This window comes from Enterobacter sp. Tr-810 (assembly GCF_011752765.1).
Classification (GTDB): Bacteria; Pseudomonadota; Gammaproteobacteria; order Enterobacterales; family Enterobacteriaceae; genus Enterobacter; species Enterobacter soli.
The window spans coordinates 338,092-355,091 of the sequence record NZ_VWWW01000005.1 but is presented as its reverse complement, the minus strand read 5'-3'; the positions used below and the strand labels follow the sequence as shown (position 1 = coordinate 355,091).

The window sequence follows — 17,000 nt, the reverse complement described above, 5'->3', positions numbered from 1 at the left end:
TCTGATTTCCTGTGACGGGTGACAAAAAGAAGCCGCCCTCAGGCGGCTCCTTTTCAATCATTAAGACTGCTTGGACATTGCAGCAACTTCTGCTGCGAAGTCAGTCTCAACTTTCTCGATGCCTTCGCCCACTTCGAAGCGGATGAAGCCAGTTACGTCAGCATTGTGCTCTTTCAGCAGCTGAGCAACAGACTTGCTTGGATCCATTACGAAAGGCTGGCCAGTCAGAGAAACTTCGCCGGTGAATTTCTTCATGCGGCCTTCAACCATTTTCTCTGCGATTTCTTTTGGCTTACCAGACTGCATCGCGATGTCCAGCTGAACCTGGTATTCTTTCTCTACCACTTCAGCAGACACGTCTTCTGGTTTAACGAATTCTGGCTTGCTTGCAGCGATGTGCATTGCCAGCTGTTTAACCAGCTCTTCGTCAGCGCCTTTAGCAGCAACCAGAACACCGATGCGAGCACCGTGCTGGTATGAACCCAGAACGTCACCTTCCAGAGAAGAAACGCGACGGATGTTGATGTTCTCACCGATTTTAGCAACCAGAGCAACACGTTCTTCTTCGAACTGTGCTTTCAGAACTTCAACGTCAGTGATTTTACCAGCAACAGCTGCGTCCAGTACTTTGTTCGCAAATGCCTGGAAACCGCCATCTTTAGCAACGAAGTCAGTCTGGCAGTTAACTTCCAGAATGATACCGTAGGTGCCGTCGATCTTAGTGATGATCACGCCGTCAGCAGCAACGTTGCCTGCTTTTTTAGCTGCTTTGATCGCACCGGATTTACGCATGTTTTCGATTGCCAGCTCGATGTCGCCGTTCGCTTCAGTCAGCGCTTTTTTGCAATCCATCATGCCTGCGCCAGTACGCTCGCGCAGCTCTTTTACCAGGGATGCGGTAATTTCAGCCATTCTTAAATCCTCGGGAGATGTGAACTGCCCGGCCAGAAGCCAAACAGTATAAATTGAAAAAAGGGGCCGATAATTGGCCCCTATTCATACACGGTACTAATAAGGGGTGAAACCTTATTATTCAGCTTCTACGAAGCTTTCTTCCGCCTGAGAAGCCAGATCCTGGGAACGGCCTTCACGAACGGTAGCAGCTACAGCGCTCAGGTACAGGCTAACAGCACGGATTGCATCGTCGTTACCCGGGATAACGAAGTCAACACCGTCCGGATCGGAGTTGGTATCAACGATAGCGAATACCGGGATACCCAGGTTGTTAGCTTCTTTGATTGCGATGTGCTCGTGGTCTGCATCGATTACGAACAGCGCGTCTGGCAGGCCGCCCATATCTTTGATACCGCCCAGGCTGTTTTCCAGCTTGTCCAGTTCACGAGTGCGCATCAGCGCTTCTTTCTTAGTCAGCTTGTCGAAAGTACCGTCCTGAGACTGGGTTTCCAGATCTTTCAGGCGTTTGATTGACTGACGAACGGTTTTCCAGTTGGTCAGCATGCCGCCCAACCAGCGATGGTTCACGAAGAACTGATCGCAGCTGTTAGCAGCATCTTTCACAGCTTCGCTTGCAGCGCGCTTAGTACCAACGAACAGAATCTTACCTTTACGGGAAGAGATCTTGTTCAGCTCAGCCAGGGCTTCGTTGAACATTGGTACAGTTTTCTCAAGGTTGATGATGTGAACTTTGTTACGTGCGCCGAAGATGAAAGGCTTCATTTTCGGGTTCCAGTAACGGGTCTGGTGACCAAAGTGAACACCAGCCTTGAGCATGTCGCGCATGGAAACAGTTGCCATGTTTAAAACCTCTATATTAAAAGTTGGGGTTATGCCTCCACGTATCCCATGTTACCGACCCCAAAGGGCACCCCGGAACATGTGCCGATACGTGTGTGTTGTTACACAAAGTGAGATTTGTCGCTTCCGTCCAGCCTGTGTATCTGAAATGGATCGGAAGTCCGGCGCGCTTTATACCACAAAACACGACCAGACACCAACAGTTGTTGGCTGAGTGTGCTGTTAATGATTCTCAATTTGGCACGGGGTGCGCCTGACTGATACCATTGACGACACTTGAACTAGTATTGTCGAAAAAATCGACACCGATGGACAGATTACATGGCTATCTCTATTAAGACACCTGAAGAAATTGAAAAGATGCGCGTCGCCGGTCGTCTGGCCGCGGAAGTGCTGGAAATGATCGAGCCGTTCGTGAAACCGGGCGTCAGCACCGGCGAGCTGGATCGCATTTGTAATGACTATATCGTGAACGAGCAGCATGCAGTCTCCGCCTGCCTCGGCTATCACGGTTTCCCTAAATCCGTTTGCATCTCTATTAATGAAGTGGTTTGCCACGGTATTCCGGATGACGAAAAACTGCTGAAAGATGGCGACATAGTGAACATCGACGTGACCGTTATTAAAGACGAGTATCACGGCGACACCTCGAAGATGTTCATCGTCGGTAAACCAACCATCCTGGGTGAGCGCCTGTGCAAAGTGACGCAGGAAAGCCTCTACCTGGCGCTGAAAATGGTTAAGCCGGGTATCCGTCTGCGCACCATTGGTGCCGCTATCCAGAAATTCGTTGAAGCCGAAGGTTTCTCTGTGGTGCGCGAATATTGCGGTCACGGTATTGGCCGCGTCTTCCACGAAGAGCCACAGGTTCTGCACTATGATGCCGATGACGGTGGTGTGGTGCTGCAAAAAGGGATGACCTTCACCATTGAACCGATGGTCAACTCTGGCGACTACCGCATCCGTACCATGAAAGATGGCTGGACGGTGAAAACCAAAGACAGAAGCTTGTCTGCGCAGTACGAGCATACTATTGTGGTGACAGACAACGGCTGCGAAATTATGACGTTGCGCAAGGATGACACCATCCCGGCGATATTGACGCACAACGAATGATGAAAAGCCGGCAAATGCCGGCTTTTTTAATGGCGATAGCTTTTTCTTATGGGTGGCACGCGATGAGTAATCTTTTACCCGAACAGTATGCTAACACAGCACTTCCCACCCTCCCCGATCAGCCCGATAACCCCGGCGTCTGGCCGCAGCGTGAGCTGACCTGTGCCGACATCAAAGCACATATGGATGTCTTCCAGCGCTGGCTGGGCAGTGCTTTCGACGCGGGCATCTCTGCCGAACAGTTGATTGAAGCGCGAACCGAATTTATCGACCAGCTGCTGCAACGTTTATGGATCGATTACGGTTTCGGGCAGATTAGCGATGTCGCGCTGGTTGCCGTCGGAGGCTATGGCCGTGGTGAACTTCATCCCCTCTCCGATATCGACCTGCTGATCCTGAGCCGCAAGAAACTCCCGGACGAACAAGCACAAAAAATTGGCGAGCTGTTGACGCTGCTCTGGGATGTGAAGCTGGAAGTCGGCCACAGTGTGCGTACACTTGAAGAGTGCCTGCTGGAAGGGCTATCGGACCTTACCGTTGCCACTAACCTGATTGAAACTCGCCTGTTGATTGGCGATGTCGCGCTGTTCCTGGAGCTACAGAAACACATTTTCAGCGACGGCTTCTGGCCATCAGAAAAGTTCTTTGCCGCGAAGGTCGAAGAGCAAAACCAGCGCCATCAGCGCTACCACGGCACCAGCTATAACCTCGAGCCCGATATCAAAAGCAGCCCAGGCGGCCTGCGCGACATCCATACCTTACAGTGGGTGGCCCGGCGCCATTTCGGCGCCACCTCTCTGGATGAGATGGTGGGTTTCGGCTTTTTGACCGAAGCCGAACGTAATGAACTGAATGAATGTCTGCACCTGCTCTGGCGTATCCGCTTTGCCCTGCATCTGGAACTGAATCGCTATGACAACCGCCTGCTGTTCGACCGTCAGCTCAGCGTTGCCCAGCGTCTGAACTACAGCGGTGAAGGCAACGAGCCGGTCGAGCATATGATGAAGGACTTCTTCCGCGTCACTCGCCGCGTCACCGAACTGAACCAGATGCTGTTGCAGCTGTTCGATGAGGCGATCCTGGCGCTGACGGCAGACGAAAAACCGCGCCCGATTGATGACGAATTCCAGTTACGCGGTACGCTTATCGATCTGCGCGACGAAACGCTGTTTATTCGAGAGCCGGAAGCGATCCTGCGTATGTTCTACACCATGGTTCGCAACAGCGCGATCACCGGGATCTACTCCACTACCCTGCGTCATCTGCGCCATGCCCGCCGTCATCTGACACAGCCCCTGTGCTATATCCCGGAAGCGCGTTCACTGTTCCTCAGTATGCTCCGTCATCCTGGTGCTGTAAGCCGTGGCCTGCTGCCCATGCACCGCCACAGTGTATTGTGGGCCTACATGCCCCAGTGGTCACATATCGTCGGCCAGATGCAGTTCGATCTTTTCCATGCCTACACGGTGGATGAACACACGATCCGCGTCATGTTCAAGCTGGAAAGCTTTGCTCAGGAAGAGACCCGCTCTCGCCACCCACTGTGCGTTGAACTTTGGCCACGTCTGTCGCACCCGGAACTGATCCTGATTGCCGCCCTGTTCCACGACATTGCCAAAGGCCGTGGTGGCGACCACTCGGTGCTCGGGGCGCAGGATGTTCTGAAATTTGCCGAACTGCATGGACTCAATTCACGAGAAACGCAGCTTGTGGCCTGGCTGGTACGCCATCACCTGCTGATGTCGGTCACCGCGCAGCGTCGAGATATCCAGGATCCGGAAGTCATCAAGCAATTCGCCGAAGAGGTACAGACGGAAAACCGCCTGCGCTATCTGGTCTGCCTGACGGTGGCGGATATCTGCGCCACCAACGAAACGCTGTGGAACAGCTGGAAGCAAAGCCTGCTGCGTGAACTCTACTTCGCCACCGAAAAACAGCTGCGCCGTGGGATGCAGAACACCCCGGACATGCGCGAACGCGTACGCCATCACCAGCTACAGGCGCTGGCGTTATTGCGGATGGATAACATTGATGAAGAGGCGTTGCATCAGATTTGGGCGCGTTGTCGTGCCAACTACTTTGTCCGCCACAGCCCAAATCAGCTGGCGTGGCACGCACGGCATCTGCTGAAGCACGACCTGTCGAAGCCGATGATCCTGCTGAGCCCGCAGGCCACACGCGGCGGTACGGAGATCTTTATCTGGAGCCCGGACCGTGCCTATCTGTTTGCCGCAGTTTGCGCCGAGCTGGACAGACGAAACCTGAGCGTTCACGACGCGCAGATTTTTACCACCCGCGACGGCATGGCGATGGACACCTTTATTGTGCTGGAACCGGATGGCAGCCCGCTGTCGTCGGACAGGCACGAAGGGATACGCTTTGGCCTGGAGCAGGCGATTACCCAGCACAGCTGGCAGCCACCGCAGCCGCGCCGTCAGCCCGCGAAATTACGGCACTTTACCGTCGATACCGAGGTCAATTTCCTGCCAACCCATACCGACCGTAAATCGTTCCTGGAGCTGATCGCGCTCGACCAGCCAGGGCTACTCGCCCGCGTGGGTCAAGTTTTTGCTGATCTGGGAATTTCGCTGCACGGGGCCAGAATTACAACCATTGGCGAGCGAGTAGAAGATTTATTTATAATCGCGACCGCCGACCGGCGTGCCCTTAATAATGACCTGCAACTTGAAGTGCAACAACGGTTGACAGCAGCCCTCAATCCAAACGATAAAGGGTGACGTGTTTTTTAGTGAAATGGAAAGAGTAAACAATGCAGCAGTTACAGAACGTTATTGAGTCCGCTTTTGAGCGTCGCGCCGAGATTACCCCGGCAAATGTGGATACCGTTACCCGTGAAGCCGTTAACCAGGTGATTTCCCTGCTGGATTCCGGCGCACTGCGCGTAGCAGAAAAGATCAACGGTCAGTGGGTAACTCATCAGTGGCTGAAAAAAGCCGTGCTGCTCTCTTTCCGTATCAACGATAACCAGGTTATCGACGGAGCAGAAAGCCGCTACTTCGATAAAGTCCCGATGAAATTCGCTGACTACGACGAAGCGCGCTTCCAGAAAGAAGGTTTCCGCGTGGTTCCGCCAGCAGCAGTTCGTCAGGGCGCATTCATCGCTCGCAACACCGTGCTGATGCCATCCTACGTGAACATCGGTGCTTACGTTGACGAAGGCACTATGGTGGATACCTGGGCGACAGTGGGTTCTTGCGCGCAGATCGGTAAAAACGTCCACCTGTCTGGCGGCGTGGGTATCGGTGGCGTTCTGGAGCCGCTCCAGGCGAACCCAACCATCATCGAAGACAACTGCTTCATCGGTGCACGCTCTGAAGTGGTTGAAGGCGTTATCGTGGAAGAAGGCTCTGTTATCTCCATGGGCGTTTACATCGGCCAGAGCACCCGTATTTATGACCGTGAAACCGGCGAAGTACACTACGGCCGCGTACCAGCAGGCTCCGTGGTTGTTTCCGGTAACCTGCCGTCAAAAGATGGCAAATACAGCCTGTACTGTGCGGTTATCGTGAAGAAAGTCGATGCGAAAACGCGCGGCAAAGTAGGTATCAATGAACTGCTGCGCACCATCGATTAATCGGGTATAACAAAAAGCGGGGGCGACCCCGCTTTTTTTGTATCTGAGGGTGGCGAAAATAGATTTTTTCGTTAATTATTCAAAGGTTATGTTGAGATCAAGGGTACCGCTATGTACGATAATCTGAAAAGTCTGGGCATTACCAATCCTGATGAAATTGATCGTTACAGCCTCCGTCAGGAAGCCAATAACGATATTTTGAAAATCTATTTTCACAAGGACAAAGGAGAGTTTTTCGCCAAGAGCGTGAAGTTTAAATACCCACGCCAGCGTAAGACCGTCGTTGCCGATGGCATCGGTCAGGGATACAAAGAGGTTCAGGAAATTAGCCCGAACCTGCGCTACGTGATCGATGAACTCGATCAGATCTGCCAGCGCGATCGCACCGAAGTCGATCTCAAACGTAAGATCCTTGATGACCTGCGTCATCTGGAAAGCGTTGTTACCAACAAGATCAGCGAAATTGAAGCGGATCTTGAGAAATTAACTCGCAATAAATAAGTTGGGTGCGGCCTGATGCCCTCACCCCGGCCCTCTCCCACAGGGAGAGGGTGAAACCCTTTATCTCTGCTCATCCAGCTGTAACGCCACATACAACAACAGCCTGTCATCGAAATTCCCCAGATCCAGCCCCGTCAGTTCCGAGATCCGGTTAAGCCGGTATTCCAGCGTATTACGGTGAATAAACAGCGCTTTCGATGTAGCCAGAGGCTGCACGTTATGGCGAAACCACGCCTGCAATGTACGCCGCAGCAAGCCGTTGTTATCCATTGCTTTCAGTCGTACTAACGGGCGCGCCAGTTCATTGGCCTGCCAGCCACCTCGCAGGCTGTCGAGCAGAACGGGTAGCATCAGATCCTGATAGAAGTAGCTACGGCTCTCGGGCATCCGTTGCTTGCCCACCATCATAGTAGTGCGCGCGGTTCGCCAGGAGCGGGCAATGCTGCCCGGTCCGGTAAAGTAGTTCCCCAGCGCAACGCGAAAACGAAGCTGGCCGTTCTCTTTCATCCGCGCGATAAGCTGATCAACCCGGCGACGGTGATCTTCGGCGTCCCAGCGTCCAAACTGATTGAGTGCGGGTTTAAGCACCACCATCTCGGTCAGAGAAACAATCGCCACCAGGTTGTTGCGCTCTGGTGTTGCCAGCGCATTTTGCAGTTGCTGTAGCTCCGCCATCGCGCTGTCCACGCCAAGCTGACCGCTATCCACTTCAATCACCGCCACTACGCGCGGCTGATTAAGATCGATACCCAGACGCTGCGCCCACTCGCTGAGTGCTGGAGTGTGCTCTTCTGCCTGGATAAGATTCATAACCAACTCTTCGCGCAACCGACTGTCCTGCGCCAGCAGGTGCATCAGGCGCGACTGTTCAAGCATCATTTCTGCCGTCATACAGACCAGCTCGCCATATTTACGCAGCGATTCCGGCTCCCCGGTCAGGCCGATCACCCCGACAATTTCGCCTTCAAGTCGCAGCGGTAAGTTAATGCCCTGGCGTACGCCATGGAGATGTTTCGCTACCGCATCGTCAATATCCACCACGCGCCCCTGAGAGAGCACCAGCAGCGCACCTTCGTGCAATTCCCCAATGCGTTCACGATCGCCACTGCCGATAATGCGCCCACGGGCATCCATTACGTTGATATTGGTATCGATGATGCGCATGGTGCGCGCCACGATATCCTGCGCCATTTTGGTATCAAGATGCCAGCCAGCCATGTAACCCTCCTGTGAGCAGAGCTCAAGCATAGGGGAGTTCAGTCACAGCCGCATTGTGCGAATGCACAAAGTCAGGGGAATAAGTATGGACTTGTGGAAAGGGTCACAGAAACGAAAAAGCCCCTGCTCAGCAACGAGCAGGGGCCTGGGGGGATTACTGCATCAGCAGATAGAGTGAGGAGTCACCACGCTGAATATTCAACGCCAGCACTGAAGGTTTGCTATCGAGAATTTTGCGCAATTCAGCGATGTTTTTCACTGGCTGCTGGTTCGCGCCCATGATCACATCACCTTTTTTCAGGCCGATACGGGCAGCCGGTGAATTCGCTTTCACGTTGTTCACCACCACACCTTTATCCTCGCCCTTGTTGCTCATCTCTGCGCCTTCAATGCCGCTGAAGATGGTACTGGAGTCAACCTGGTTCTGACTGCTCTGCTGCAACTCAAGGCTTACGTTTACAGGCTTGCCATCACGCAGCAGGCCGAGGGTGATTTTGCTGCCCACCGGCATAGAACCCACTTCTGCACGCAGTGCGGCGAAGCTGCTGATAGGTTTCCCGTTCAGGGAAGTAATGACATCACCCGCCTTGATACCCGCTTTCGCGGCAGACGAGTTCGGCATCACCTGGCTTACGAATGCGCCGCGCTGAGCATCCACTTTCATCGCTTTTGCCAGCTCAGAGTTCAGCTCAGTGCCCAGGATACCCAGTTCACCGCGTTTCACCTGGCCATACTGCACCATCTGAGCGGTCAGGTTTTTCACCATGTTGCTTGGGATAGCAAAGCCGATACCGATGTTACCGCCGTCTGGTGCCAGAATAGCCGTGTTGATACCAATCAACTCACCGTTGAGGTTAACCAACGCACCACCAGAGTTACCACGGTTGATAGCCGCATCTGTCTGGATAAAGTTCTCGTAGTTCTCAGCATTCAGGCCGCTACGACCAAGGGCGGAGACAATACCTGAGGTCACGGTTTCACCCAGACCGAACGGGTTACCAATGGCCACGGTGTAGTCGCCTACGCGCAGGGCATCGGAGTCGGCAATTTTAATCGCCGTCAGGTTTTTCGGATCCTGAATCTGGATCAGCGCGATGTCAGAACGCGGATCTTTACCCACGACTTTCGCGTCAAACTTACGGCCATCGCTCAGCTGAACTTTGATGCTATTGGCGTTATCAACCACGTGGTTGTTGGTGACGACATAGCCTTTTGCTGCGTCAATAATTACGCCGGATCCAAGCGCCATGAATTTCTGTTGCTGGCCACCGCCATTACCGCCCTGGCTGTCATCGCCTGCGCCACCGCCCTGACAGAACGGGGAGCTCTGGAATGGCGAACCGTCCTGGCAGAACGGCGAGTTATCACCAAAGAACTGCTGGAAGTTACGCGGCATCCGCGGCGTGTTGACGGTCGTGCTGCCCTCAACGTTAATACTCACCACCGATGGCATCACTTTTTCGAGCATCGGTGCCAGGCTTGGCATCTGCTGTGCGGTTGCTGCCGACGACGCTGTCTCGGCTGCAAAAGCAGACAGAGGGGACAGCGCTAAACCTAAACTCAGAGCCAGTGCACTCATTGCTAATGTGGTTTTTTTCATGTTTCTCAATCTCGATTTACAGATAACGCAGAATTGCTGTGTAACTCAGATTCGTTTTATACCGCTTAGTTCCGGGATTAAGTTTATGGAAAAAGTAAAAATTTATTGGTCGTCTTTACAAAACTCCGAAATTATTCAACCGCCATCAGCTTGCGGTATTCATCCCAGGCATACAAATCCGTCATCCCGCTGATATAGTCCTGAATAAGGCGGCAGCGATAATAATATTCCAGCACCGGCCACTGGGCAGAATGGCGGTCAATCTTGCTAATCGCCTCAACGTAAGCAAGACGATGCCGGGTCGAGAGTTTATGGTACAACCGGGATTCAATCGGTAAGCGGCGCACGCGTTCTTTTTCCACCAACTCGCTAAATTCGTCGACCGATAATTGTAGCAATGGCCGATATATTTCCAGCAAACCGCTTATCACCCGGTACCCCTGCAACTCGAGCTGCTCAACATCGGGATGACTAAAGACATGGCGCATGGCCACATTCTTATATAACTCAAGAAGTTGGCTAAAACCACTATCATCTTCCAGCAACGCGTGATTGAATTCTCCGCTAAAAATCAGCGGCAGGTTATCAATAAAGCGCGAGGCCGCGTAGGGAACCAATTTATTTAATGTATTGACCCGCAAATACATAAAGAACTGGTCTTCTGTGCTGCGACTCAGTGAATTTGAGCGCGACTTTTCCCATGCATTTTCGACAACCTGAGCAAATAAAGACCCTTTTTCATGTTTTCCCCAGGCTTCATAAAGATGCTGATAAAGCTCCTCAACGCTGAATATTCTTTTCTCAACGGCGTCTTCAAGGTCGGCGACACAATAGGAAATATCGTCTGCGGCCTCCATAATCCAGGTCAATGGGAAACGGCCATTCGGCGTCAGTAAAAGTTCTTTACGCAGCCGTTCAATATAAACTTCTTCGGATAAATAATAGCCCGGCTTTTTCATCAAATAACTGTGTGATGCCGGGGGGTCACCCATCCACCATGCCGGCCGCGTATATTTGAGGATGCATCCAACCTGCGCCCAGGTCAGGTTCATGCGCATCAGGGTATGCACCAGCCGGATGCCCTGGGCATTTCCTTCAAAGTGGCACAGATCCTGGCGAACTTTACGTCGCAGCTCGTTAAGCGCTTCCTCGCCCTCCCGCAAACGCAGGTCCCGGACAACACAGCGGTCATCGCTTAGCGGCTGGCTGATGGCGTCAGAAGGGAAAAGCCGCTGTTTGAACCAGTCATTAATGGCAGCCTCGCCAAAATGGCCAAAAGGCGGATTCCCGATATCGTGCATCAGGCAGGCCATCTCGACGATGCTTTCAAACGGGCCGGTCAGCTCATCAAGACCGTATGTTTCCAGCAAGCGCTGCTCTTTGAGACGGCTTAAAATCTCTTTGGCAATGTAGCGGCCCACCTGCTGAACTTCCATGGAATGGGTTAAGCGCGTACGCACCGCAGCGTTACGCTCAAGCGGAAATACCTGCGTTTTTTGCTGTAAACGACGTATCGCAGGCGAGTTAATGATGCGTCCGCGATCGCTTTCAAAAATGCGCAGGATTTCGTGCTCACTCTTGTCTCCCTGCGGAGAACGGAAACGGCGATGCCAGTTAATTTTGGTGCGAAAATCGATTGGTGCCATGTGCTCCCCCGCGTGAGAATGCGTTTCCCCTTAACCGCATGATAGACTATGCATCTTAACAAGGCACATCGCGAGTAAATCTATGAAAATCGGCATTATTGGTGCAATGGAAGAAGAAGTTACGCTGCTGCGTGACAAAATTGAGAACCGTCAGACCCTCTCTCTGGGTGGTTGTGAGATCTATACCGGCCAGCTGAATGGTGTTGAGGTTGCTCTGCTGAAATCAGGCATCGGTAAAGTGGCTGCTGCGCTTGGCGCAACGCTGTTGCTGGAACGCTGCAAGCCAGATGTCATCATTAACACCGGCTCTGCGGGTGGCCTGGCGCCAACGCTGAAAGTGGGTGATATCGTAGTATCCGATGAAGCGCGTTACCACGATGCCGACGTTACTGCGTTTGGTTATGAATATGGCCAGCTTCCGGGTTGCCCGGCAGGTTTTAAAGCGGATGACAAACTGGTTGCCGCAGCTGAAAGCTGCATTGCCGAACTGAACCTCAACGCCGTGCGCGGTCTGATTGTCAGCGGTGATGCGTTCATCAACGGTTCTGTGGGTCTGGCGAAAATTCGCCACAACTTCCCGCAGGCGGTTGCCGTTGAGATGGAAGCCACTGCCATTGCGCACGTTTGCCATAACTTCAGCGTGCCGTTCGTGGTGGTTCGTGCCATTTCCGATGTTGCCGATCAGCAGTCTCACCTGAGCTTCGACGAGTTCCTGGCCGTTGCGGCAAAACAGTCTACCGTGATGGTAGAAACCCTGGTGCAGAAACTGGCACGTGGGTAAGTACACCCTCAGGGCGCTGGGCGCCCTGCTTCTGCTCGCACCGGCATGGCTCTACGCTGTGCCGCGCGTGATTACCCTCTCCCCCGCCAATACTGAACTGGCCTTTGCGGCCGGGATCACGCCCGTTGGCGTAAGCAGTTTTTCGGATTATCCGCCACAGGCCGCAGGCATCGAGCAAGTCTCGACATGGCAAGGTATGAACCTTGAACGCATTGTGGCGCTTAAGCCAGACGTCGTGCTTGCCTGGCGCGGAGGCAATGCAGAGCGGCAAGTCAACCAGCTGAGCTCGCTGGGGATTAAGGTGATGTGGATTGATGCGGTCAGCATTGAGCAGGTTGCTCAGGCGCTGCGCGACCTGGCGCCTTATAGCCCTGCGCCGCAAAAAGCTGAGCTTGCCGCACAAAACATGCTTCGCGACTACGCGGCATTAAAAGCGAAATACGATACCACCACGAAAAAGCGCGTCTTCCTGCAATTTGGCAGCCAGCCACTGTTTACCACCGGACAAGGCTCTATCCAGAATCAGGTGCTGGAAGTGTGTGGCGGTGAAAATATCTTTGCTGCGAGCCGGGTGCCCTGGCCGCAGGTCAGCCGGGAACAGGTCCTGGCGCGACAGCCGCAGGCGATTGTGGTGGTCGGAAGTGCAAGCGAAATTCCTAAAGTTGAACAATTCTGGCAGGGCCAGTTAAAAATACCGGTGATACCACTCAACAGTGACTGGTTTGAACGCGCCAGCCCGCGTATTATCCTCGCCGCAAAACAGCTCTGCGCCGCACTGGCACAGAGTCATTAACGTAGATGTGGACCTGATCATTTCGAGGATTTAACGATGCTCGTGTATTGGCTGGATATTCTTGGCACAGCCGTTTTTGCTATCTCCGGCGTTCTGCTGGCCGGGAAATTACGCATGGATCCGTTTGGCGTGCTGGTATTGGGCGTGGTAACTGCCGTCGGCGGAGGAACGATCCGCGATATGGCACTGGCAAATGGCCCGGTGTTTTGGGTAAAGGATCCGACCGATCTGGTGGTGGCGATGGTCACCTGCCTGCTCACCATTGTGCTGGTGCGCCAGCCGCGCAGGCTGCCTAAATGGATACTGCCGGTACTGGATGCCGTGGGTCTTGCGGTGTTTGTCGGGATTGGCGTTAACAAAGCCTTCAACGCGGGCACGGGGCCAATGGTCGCCATCTGCATGGGCGTTTTAACGGGCGTCGGTGGCGGGATCATCCGCGACATTCTGGCACGCGAAGTCCCGATGATCCTGCGAACAGAAATCTACGCAACGGCCTGTATTGCTGGCGGAATTGTTCACGCCACAGCCTACTACACCTTTGCTTTACCGCTGGAAATCTCAGCCATGCTGGGGATGGTGGTGACGCTGGGGATACGTTTAGCGGCGATACGCTGGCACCTTAAATTGCCAACCTTTGCGCTGGATGATAACGGAAGGTAAAAGCAAAACGGTAACCCAAGGGTTACCGTTTTTCGTGTCAGATACTGAAAGAAGAACCACACCCACAGGTGCTTGTCGCGTTCGGGTTGGTGACCACAAAGCGCGAACCTTCCAGACCTTCGCTGTAATCAACCGCACCGCCCACCAGATATTGCAGGCTCATCGGGTCAACCACCAGCGCAACGCCCTGTTTCTCGATAGTCATATCACCATCGTTAACCTGGTCGTCAAAGGTAAAACCATACTGGAAGCCGCTACAGCCGCCACCGGTAATATATACACGCAGTTTCAGATCCGGATTGTCTTCGTCGGCAATCAGGGTTTTCACTTTGTTGGCTGCGGCTTCGGTAAATTCCAGCGGCACAGCGACTACGTCATCACTCATCTTATGCTCCCATGAATACTGCTTACTGCGATTGGGCAAAAATCACCCAATTCTTTTTTTCATTATCTAATACCCTGGTAATTCATTCAAGTATTCTGCTTCAAGGCCTGTTCAGCCTCTTGTTTTGCCAGGGTACGAGCAAGAATGGTGGAGTATAGCGGTTTTCCACCCAGGAATTGGGCTAATAGTGTCGCCCCGAGACAGGTAATGATCATTGGCAAAATGAGCTGGTAATTGTCTGTCATTTCCAGAACCAGCACGATCCCGGTCAGCGGTGCGCGCAGAGAGGCAGCCAGCAGCGCCCCCATTCCGGCAATCGCGAATGTTCCCGCATCAAGGTGATACGCCGGGAATCCCACGGCAGCGGCGGAGCCAAAAGCCGTCCCAAGCAACGTACCGAGCGCCAGCATTGGCGCAAAAATGCCCCCCGGTGCACCGGAAGAGAAGCAGAGAACCGTGGTGATCACGCGTGAAATAAACATAAACAGCAGCAGACCCACACTGAAATTACCCGCCGCCGCTATGGGGATCAGGCCAAAACCGCCACCAGCCGCATTAGGCTCAATCACGCCGAGGATGCCGCACATCCCGCCGAGCAGACCGCCCACCAGAACCCATTTGGTCGTATTCCCGCCGTGAATACGCTGGAACATATCCTGGGCACGTAAGATAAGGGTGTTAAAAAGAGGACCGACAACACCAAACACCATGCCGAGCACCAGATAGAGCCACAGGGTATTCACTGGGGCATTAGTGAGTTTACCCACCTCAATCACCGCGCCTTCGCCATTAAAAATGCGAAAGACAATGCTCGACATAATCACGCCAGTGAACACTGCTTTAATCGAGATCAGGTTGTAGCGAAACTGGGCGCGCATCTCTTCAATAATAAACAGGATCCCCGCCAGCGGCGCATTGAACGCCGCGGAAAGCCCGGCCGCAGCCCCAGTTGCCAGCAACGTATGGCGCGCTTCGGCGCTGCGCATCCGGAACATATCACCCACCATGCGCCCGACGTTCCCGCCGAGCTGCACCGTTGGCCCCTCACGTCCGAGCACCATTCCCGCTCCCAGGGTGCCCATACCGCCGATAAATTTAACCGGGATCACTCGCCACCAGCGCACCGGGCGCAGCTCTTCAAGGGCCCCTTCTATCTCCGGGATCCCCGAGCCACCGGCCTCTGGCGCAAATTTGCGTACCAGAAAATAACCAGCCATGGCAAAAATGGCGGACAAACCAAATGCCAACACCCAGACAAGCCATTCGCTATCCGCATACCCTGCCACCGTACCAATGCGCCAGTTGAGGACGGCATTCACCGCTTTCTCGAAGGCCACACCGGCCAGCCCGGCAAGCGTCCCCACCACGGCTGCAGCCAGCAAAATAGCCAGCGGTGTCTTGTCGCGATTGAGCAGCCGTCGGATGCTGATACGGTGCCGCGCACGCGCAAACTGTTGTTCTTCAAATGAGGGAGAATCTGATTTCATTACCTGTTCTTTTTAATCATACAAATCGCCACAAGGATTTTACCAGAGACGACTGTCGTGTCCCCCTGAAAAATCCTTAACAATTGTTTATGCATTAATGGGGCAAAAATTTCATAACCTTCCGGGAATCACTTAGAATAGCCGCCTTAACTTATTTCTACGAACCAGGAACGACGCAATGAGCAAGTCTGAAAACCTCTACAGTGCAGCCCGCGAGCTTATCCCGGGGGGTGTGAACTCGCCTGTGCGCGCTTTTACCGGTGTAGGCGGTACGCCACTGTTTATCGAACGTGCTGACGGCGCGTATCTGTATGATGTCGATGGCAAAGCCTATATTGATTACGTTGGCTCCTGGGGCCCAATGGTGCTGGGGCACAACCATCCGTCTATCCGCAATGCGGTCATTGAAGCGGCTCAGCGCGGCCTGAGCTTCGGTGCACCGACCGAGATGGAAGTCAAAATGGCGGAGCTGGTAACCGAACTGGTGCCGACCATGGATATGGTGCGTATGGTGAACTCCGGTACGGAAGCCACCATGAGCGCGATCCGCCTGGCGCGTGGTTTTACCGGCCGCGACAAAATTATCAAATTTGAAGGCTGCTACCACGGTCACGCAGACTGCCTGCTGGTAAAAGCGGGTTCTGGTGCCCTGACGCTGGGCCAGCCAAACTCCCCGGGCGTACCGGCTGACTTCGCTAAACACACCCTGACCTGCACTTATAACGATCTTAGCTCCGTTCGCGCAGCATTCGAGCAGTATCCGCAAGAAGTTGCCTGCATCATCGTTGAACCGGTTGCGGGCAATATGAACTGCATTCCACCTCAGCCTGAATTCCTGCCGGGCCTGCGCGCACTGTGCGACGAATTCGGCGCGCTGCTGATTATCGATGAAGTGATGACCGGTTTCCGTGTGGCACTGGCGGGCGCGCAGTCTTATTACGACGTTGAACCAGACCTGACCTGCCTGGGCAAAATCATCGGCGGCGGGATGCCGGTCGGCGCGTTTGGTGGTCGTAAGGACGTGATGGAAGCGCTGGCGCCAACCGGGCCGGTTTACCAGGCGGGTACGCTCTCTGGAAACCCTATCGCGATGGCCGCGGGCTTCGCCTGTCTGAACGAAGTGGCTCAACCGGGTATCCACAAAACGCTGACCGACTTGACCACGCAGCTGGCGAACGGCCTGCTGAATGCAGCAGAAGATGCAGGTATTCCACTGGTAGTGAACCACGTGGGCGGGATGTTCGGGATCTTCTTCACCGACGCAAAAACCGTGACCTCTTATCAGGACGTGGTGAAGTGCGATGTTGAACGCTTTAAGCGTTTCTTCCACCTGATGCTGGAAGAAGGCGTGTATCTGGCGCCATCTGCCTTTGAAGCGGGCTTTATGTCTGTGGCACACAGCAAAGAAGACATCAACAACACCATCGATGCAGCGCGTAAGGTGTTTGCGAAGCTCTAAGGGC

General features: G+C 53.8%; 15 protein-coding genes. 8 read left to right on the top strand and 7 right to left on the bottom strand.

Annotation, left to right across the window (positions count from 1 at the left end; genetic code table 11):
- Positions 1-60: 60 nt before the first annotated feature.
- Complete coding sequence (tsf, locus tag F3J30_RS16430) at positions 61-912, bottom strand: translation elongation factor Ts (RefSeq protein WP_006173611.1); 852 nt, start codon at positions 910-912, stop codon at positions 61-63.
- A gap of 117 nt (positions 913-1,029) precedes the next feature.
- Entirely contained in the window at positions 1,030-1,755 is a 726-nt protein-coding gene (rpsB, locus tag F3J30_RS16425; protein ID WP_003856207.1) for a 30S ribosomal protein S2, read from the bottom strand.
- Positions 1,756-2,076: 321 nt separating this feature from the next.
- Between rpsB and map the strand changes: the two genes are divergently transcribed.
- The 4 genes from map to F3J30_RS16405 all read left to right on the top strand — a co-directional run bounded on the left by map (position 2,077) and on the right by F3J30_RS16405 (position 6,967).
- Positions 2,077-2,871, top strand: a complete 795-nt coding sequence (gene map, locus F3J30_RS16420) for a type I methionyl aminopeptidase (RefSeq protein ID WP_014068969.1) — start codon at positions 2,077-2,079, stop codon at positions 2,869-2,871.
- A gap of 62 nt (positions 2,872-2,933) precedes the next feature.
- Positions 2,934-5,609: a bifunctional uridylyltransferase/uridylyl-removing protein GlnD gene (gene glnD, locus F3J30_RS16415; RefSeq protein ID WP_166717916.1), complete on the top strand. Its 2,676-nt coding sequence runs from the start codon at positions 2,934-2,936 to the stop codon at positions 5,607-5,609.
- 32 nt (positions 5,610-5,641) lie between these two features.
- Positions 5,642-6,466 (top strand): 2,3,4,5-tetrahydropyridine-2,6-dicarboxylate N-succinyltransferase, encoded by an 825-nt coding sequence (dapD, locus tag F3J30_RS16410; RefSeq protein WP_014068967.1) that lies wholly within the window; start codon positions 5,642-5,644, stop codon positions 6,464-6,466.
- A 111-nt stretch (positions 6,467-6,577) separates the two neighbouring features.
- On the top strand, positions 6,578-6,967 hold the full coding sequence (locus F3J30_RS16405; protein ID WP_010426739.1) for a DUF3461 family protein: 390 nt from the start codon (positions 6,578-6,580) through the stop codon (positions 6,965-6,967).
- Between the two features lie 60 nt (positions 6,968-7,027).
- Here F3J30_RS16405 and cdaR read toward each other — a convergent pair whose 3' ends face one another.
- The 3 genes from cdaR to dgt form a co-directional block, all read right to left on the bottom strand.
- A complete protein-coding gene (gene cdaR, locus F3J30_RS16400) occupies positions 7,028-8,185 on the bottom strand; it encodes a DNA-binding transcriptional regulator CdaR (RefSeq protein WP_014068966.1) in 1,158 nt (385 codons plus the stop codon).
- Between the two features lie 154 nt (positions 8,186-8,339).
- Positions 8,340-9,785 carry a serine endoprotease DegP gene (gene degP / locus F3J30_RS16395; RefSeq protein ID WP_014068965.1) on the bottom strand — a complete coding sequence of 482 codons (1,446 nt, stop codon included), beginning with the start codon at positions 9,783-9,785 and terminating at the stop codon, positions 8,340-8,342.
- Positions 9,786-9,916: 131 nt separating this feature from the next.
- The gene (dgt, locus tag F3J30_RS16390; RefSeq protein WP_166717915.1) at positions 9,917-11,431 is read right to left on the bottom strand and encodes a dGTPase; all 1,515 of its coding nucleotides are present in this window, start codon (positions 11,429-11,431) and stop codon (positions 9,917-9,919) included.
- Positions 11,432-11,513: 82 nt separating this feature from the next.
- Between dgt and mtnN the strand changes: the two genes are divergently transcribed.
- Genes mtnN through F3J30_RS16375 form a run of 3 tightly spaced genes read left to right on the top strand, consistent with a single transcriptional unit; the run spans position 11,514 to position 13,665 of the window.
- Positions 11,514-12,212, top strand: a complete 699-nt coding sequence (gene mtnN, locus F3J30_RS16385; protein WP_166717914.1) for a 5'-methylthioadenosine/S-adenosylhomocysteine nucleosidase — start codon at positions 11,514-11,516, stop codon at positions 12,210-12,212.
- Positions 12,205-13,005 carry a vitamin B12 ABC transporter substrate-binding protein BtuF gene (btuF, locus tag F3J30_RS16380; protein ID WP_166717913.1) on the top strand — a complete coding sequence of 267 codons (801 nt, stop codon included), beginning with the start codon at positions 12,205-12,207 and terminating at the stop codon, positions 13,003-13,005. The genes mtnN and btuF overlap by 8 nt, the downstream gene beginning before the upstream one ends.
- Before the next feature lie 36 nt (positions 13,006-13,041).
- Positions 13,042-13,665 carry a TRIC cation channel family protein gene (locus F3J30_RS16375; protein ID WP_014068961.1) on the top strand — a complete coding sequence of 208 codons (624 nt, stop codon included), beginning with the start codon at positions 13,042-13,044 and terminating at the stop codon, positions 13,663-13,665.
- Positions 13,666-13,702: 37 nt separating this feature from the next.
- Here F3J30_RS16375 and erpA read toward each other — a convergent pair whose 3' ends face one another.
- Together erpA and clcA are read right to left on the bottom strand one after the other, a co-directional pair.
- On the bottom strand, positions 13,703-14,050 hold the full coding sequence (erpA, locus tag F3J30_RS16370) for an iron-sulfur cluster insertion protein ErpA (RefSeq protein ID WP_014068960.1): 348 nt from the start codon (positions 14,048-14,050) through the stop codon (positions 13,703-13,705).
- A gap of 86 nt (positions 14,051-14,136) precedes the next feature.
- Positions 14,137-15,537, bottom strand: coding sequence for a H(+)/Cl(-) exchange transporter ClcA (gene clcA, locus F3J30_RS16365; protein WP_166717912.1), 1,401 nt, complete (start codon positions 15,535-15,537; stop codon positions 14,137-14,139).
- A gap of 178 nt (positions 15,538-15,715) precedes the next feature.
- On the opposite strand from clcA, the gene hemL reads away from it, so the two are divergent.
- Positions 15,716-16,996 carry a glutamate-1-semialdehyde 2,1-aminomutase gene (gene hemL, locus F3J30_RS16360; protein WP_166717911.1) on the top strand — a complete coding sequence of 427 codons (1,281 nt, stop codon included), beginning with the start codon at positions 15,716-15,718 and terminating at the stop codon, positions 16,994-16,996.
- Positions 16,997-17,000: the final 4 nt, after the last annotated feature.

Excerpts from the sequence above, each read along its gene's own strand:
- tsf (WP_006173611.1), bottom strand. The coding sequence starts at position 912 with ATGGCTGAAATTACCGCATCCCTGGTAAAAGAGCTGCGCGAGCGTACT.
- map (WP_014068969.1), top strand. The coding sequence starts at position 2,077 with ATGGCTATCTCTATTAAGACACCTGAAGAAATTGAAAAGATGCGCGTC.
- degP (WP_014068965.1), bottom strand. The coding sequence starts at position 9,785 with ATGAAAAAAACCACATTAGCAATGAGTGCACTGGCTCTGAGTTTAGGT.
- mtnN (WP_166717914.1), top strand. The coding sequence starts at position 11,514 with ATGAAAATCGGCATTATTGGTGCAATGGAAGAAGAAGTTACGCTGCTG.
- rpsB (WP_003856207.1), bottom strand. The coding sequence starts at position 1,755 with ATGGCAACTGTTTCCATGCGCGACATGCTCAAGGCTGGTGTTCACTTT.
- F3J30_RS16375 (WP_014068961.1), top strand. The coding sequence starts at position 13,042 with ATGCTCGTGTATTGGCTGGATATTCTTGGCACAGCCGTTTTTGCTATC.
- dgt (WP_166717915.1), bottom strand. The coding sequence starts at position 11,431 with ATGGCACCAATCGATTTTCGCACCAAAATTAACTGGCATCGCCGTTTC.
- dapD (WP_014068967.1), top strand. The coding sequence starts at position 5,642 with ATGCAGCAGTTACAGAACGTTATTGAGTCCGCTTTTGAGCGTCGCGCC.
- glnD (WP_166717916.1), top strand. The coding sequence starts at position 2,934 with ATGAGTAATCTTTTACCCGAACAGTATGCTAACACAGCACTTCCCACC.
- clcA (WP_166717912.1), bottom strand. The coding sequence starts at position 15,537 with ATGAAATCAGATTCTCCCTCATTTGAAGAACAACAGTTTGCGCGTGCG.
- cdaR (WP_014068966.1), bottom strand. The coding sequence starts at position 8,185 with ATGGCTGGCTGGCATCTTGATACCAAAATGGCGCAGGATATCGTGGCG.
- erpA (WP_014068960.1), bottom strand. The coding sequence starts at position 14,050 with ATGAGTGATGACGTAGTCGCTGTGCCGCTGGAATTTACCGAAGCCGCA.
- hemL (WP_166717911.1), top strand. The coding sequence starts at position 15,716 with ATGAGCAAGTCTGAAAACCTCTACAGTGCAGCCCGCGAGCTTATCCCG.
- F3J30_RS16405 (WP_010426739.1), top strand. The coding sequence starts at position 6,578 with ATGTACGATAATCTGAAAAGTCTGGGCATTACCAATCCTGATGAAATT.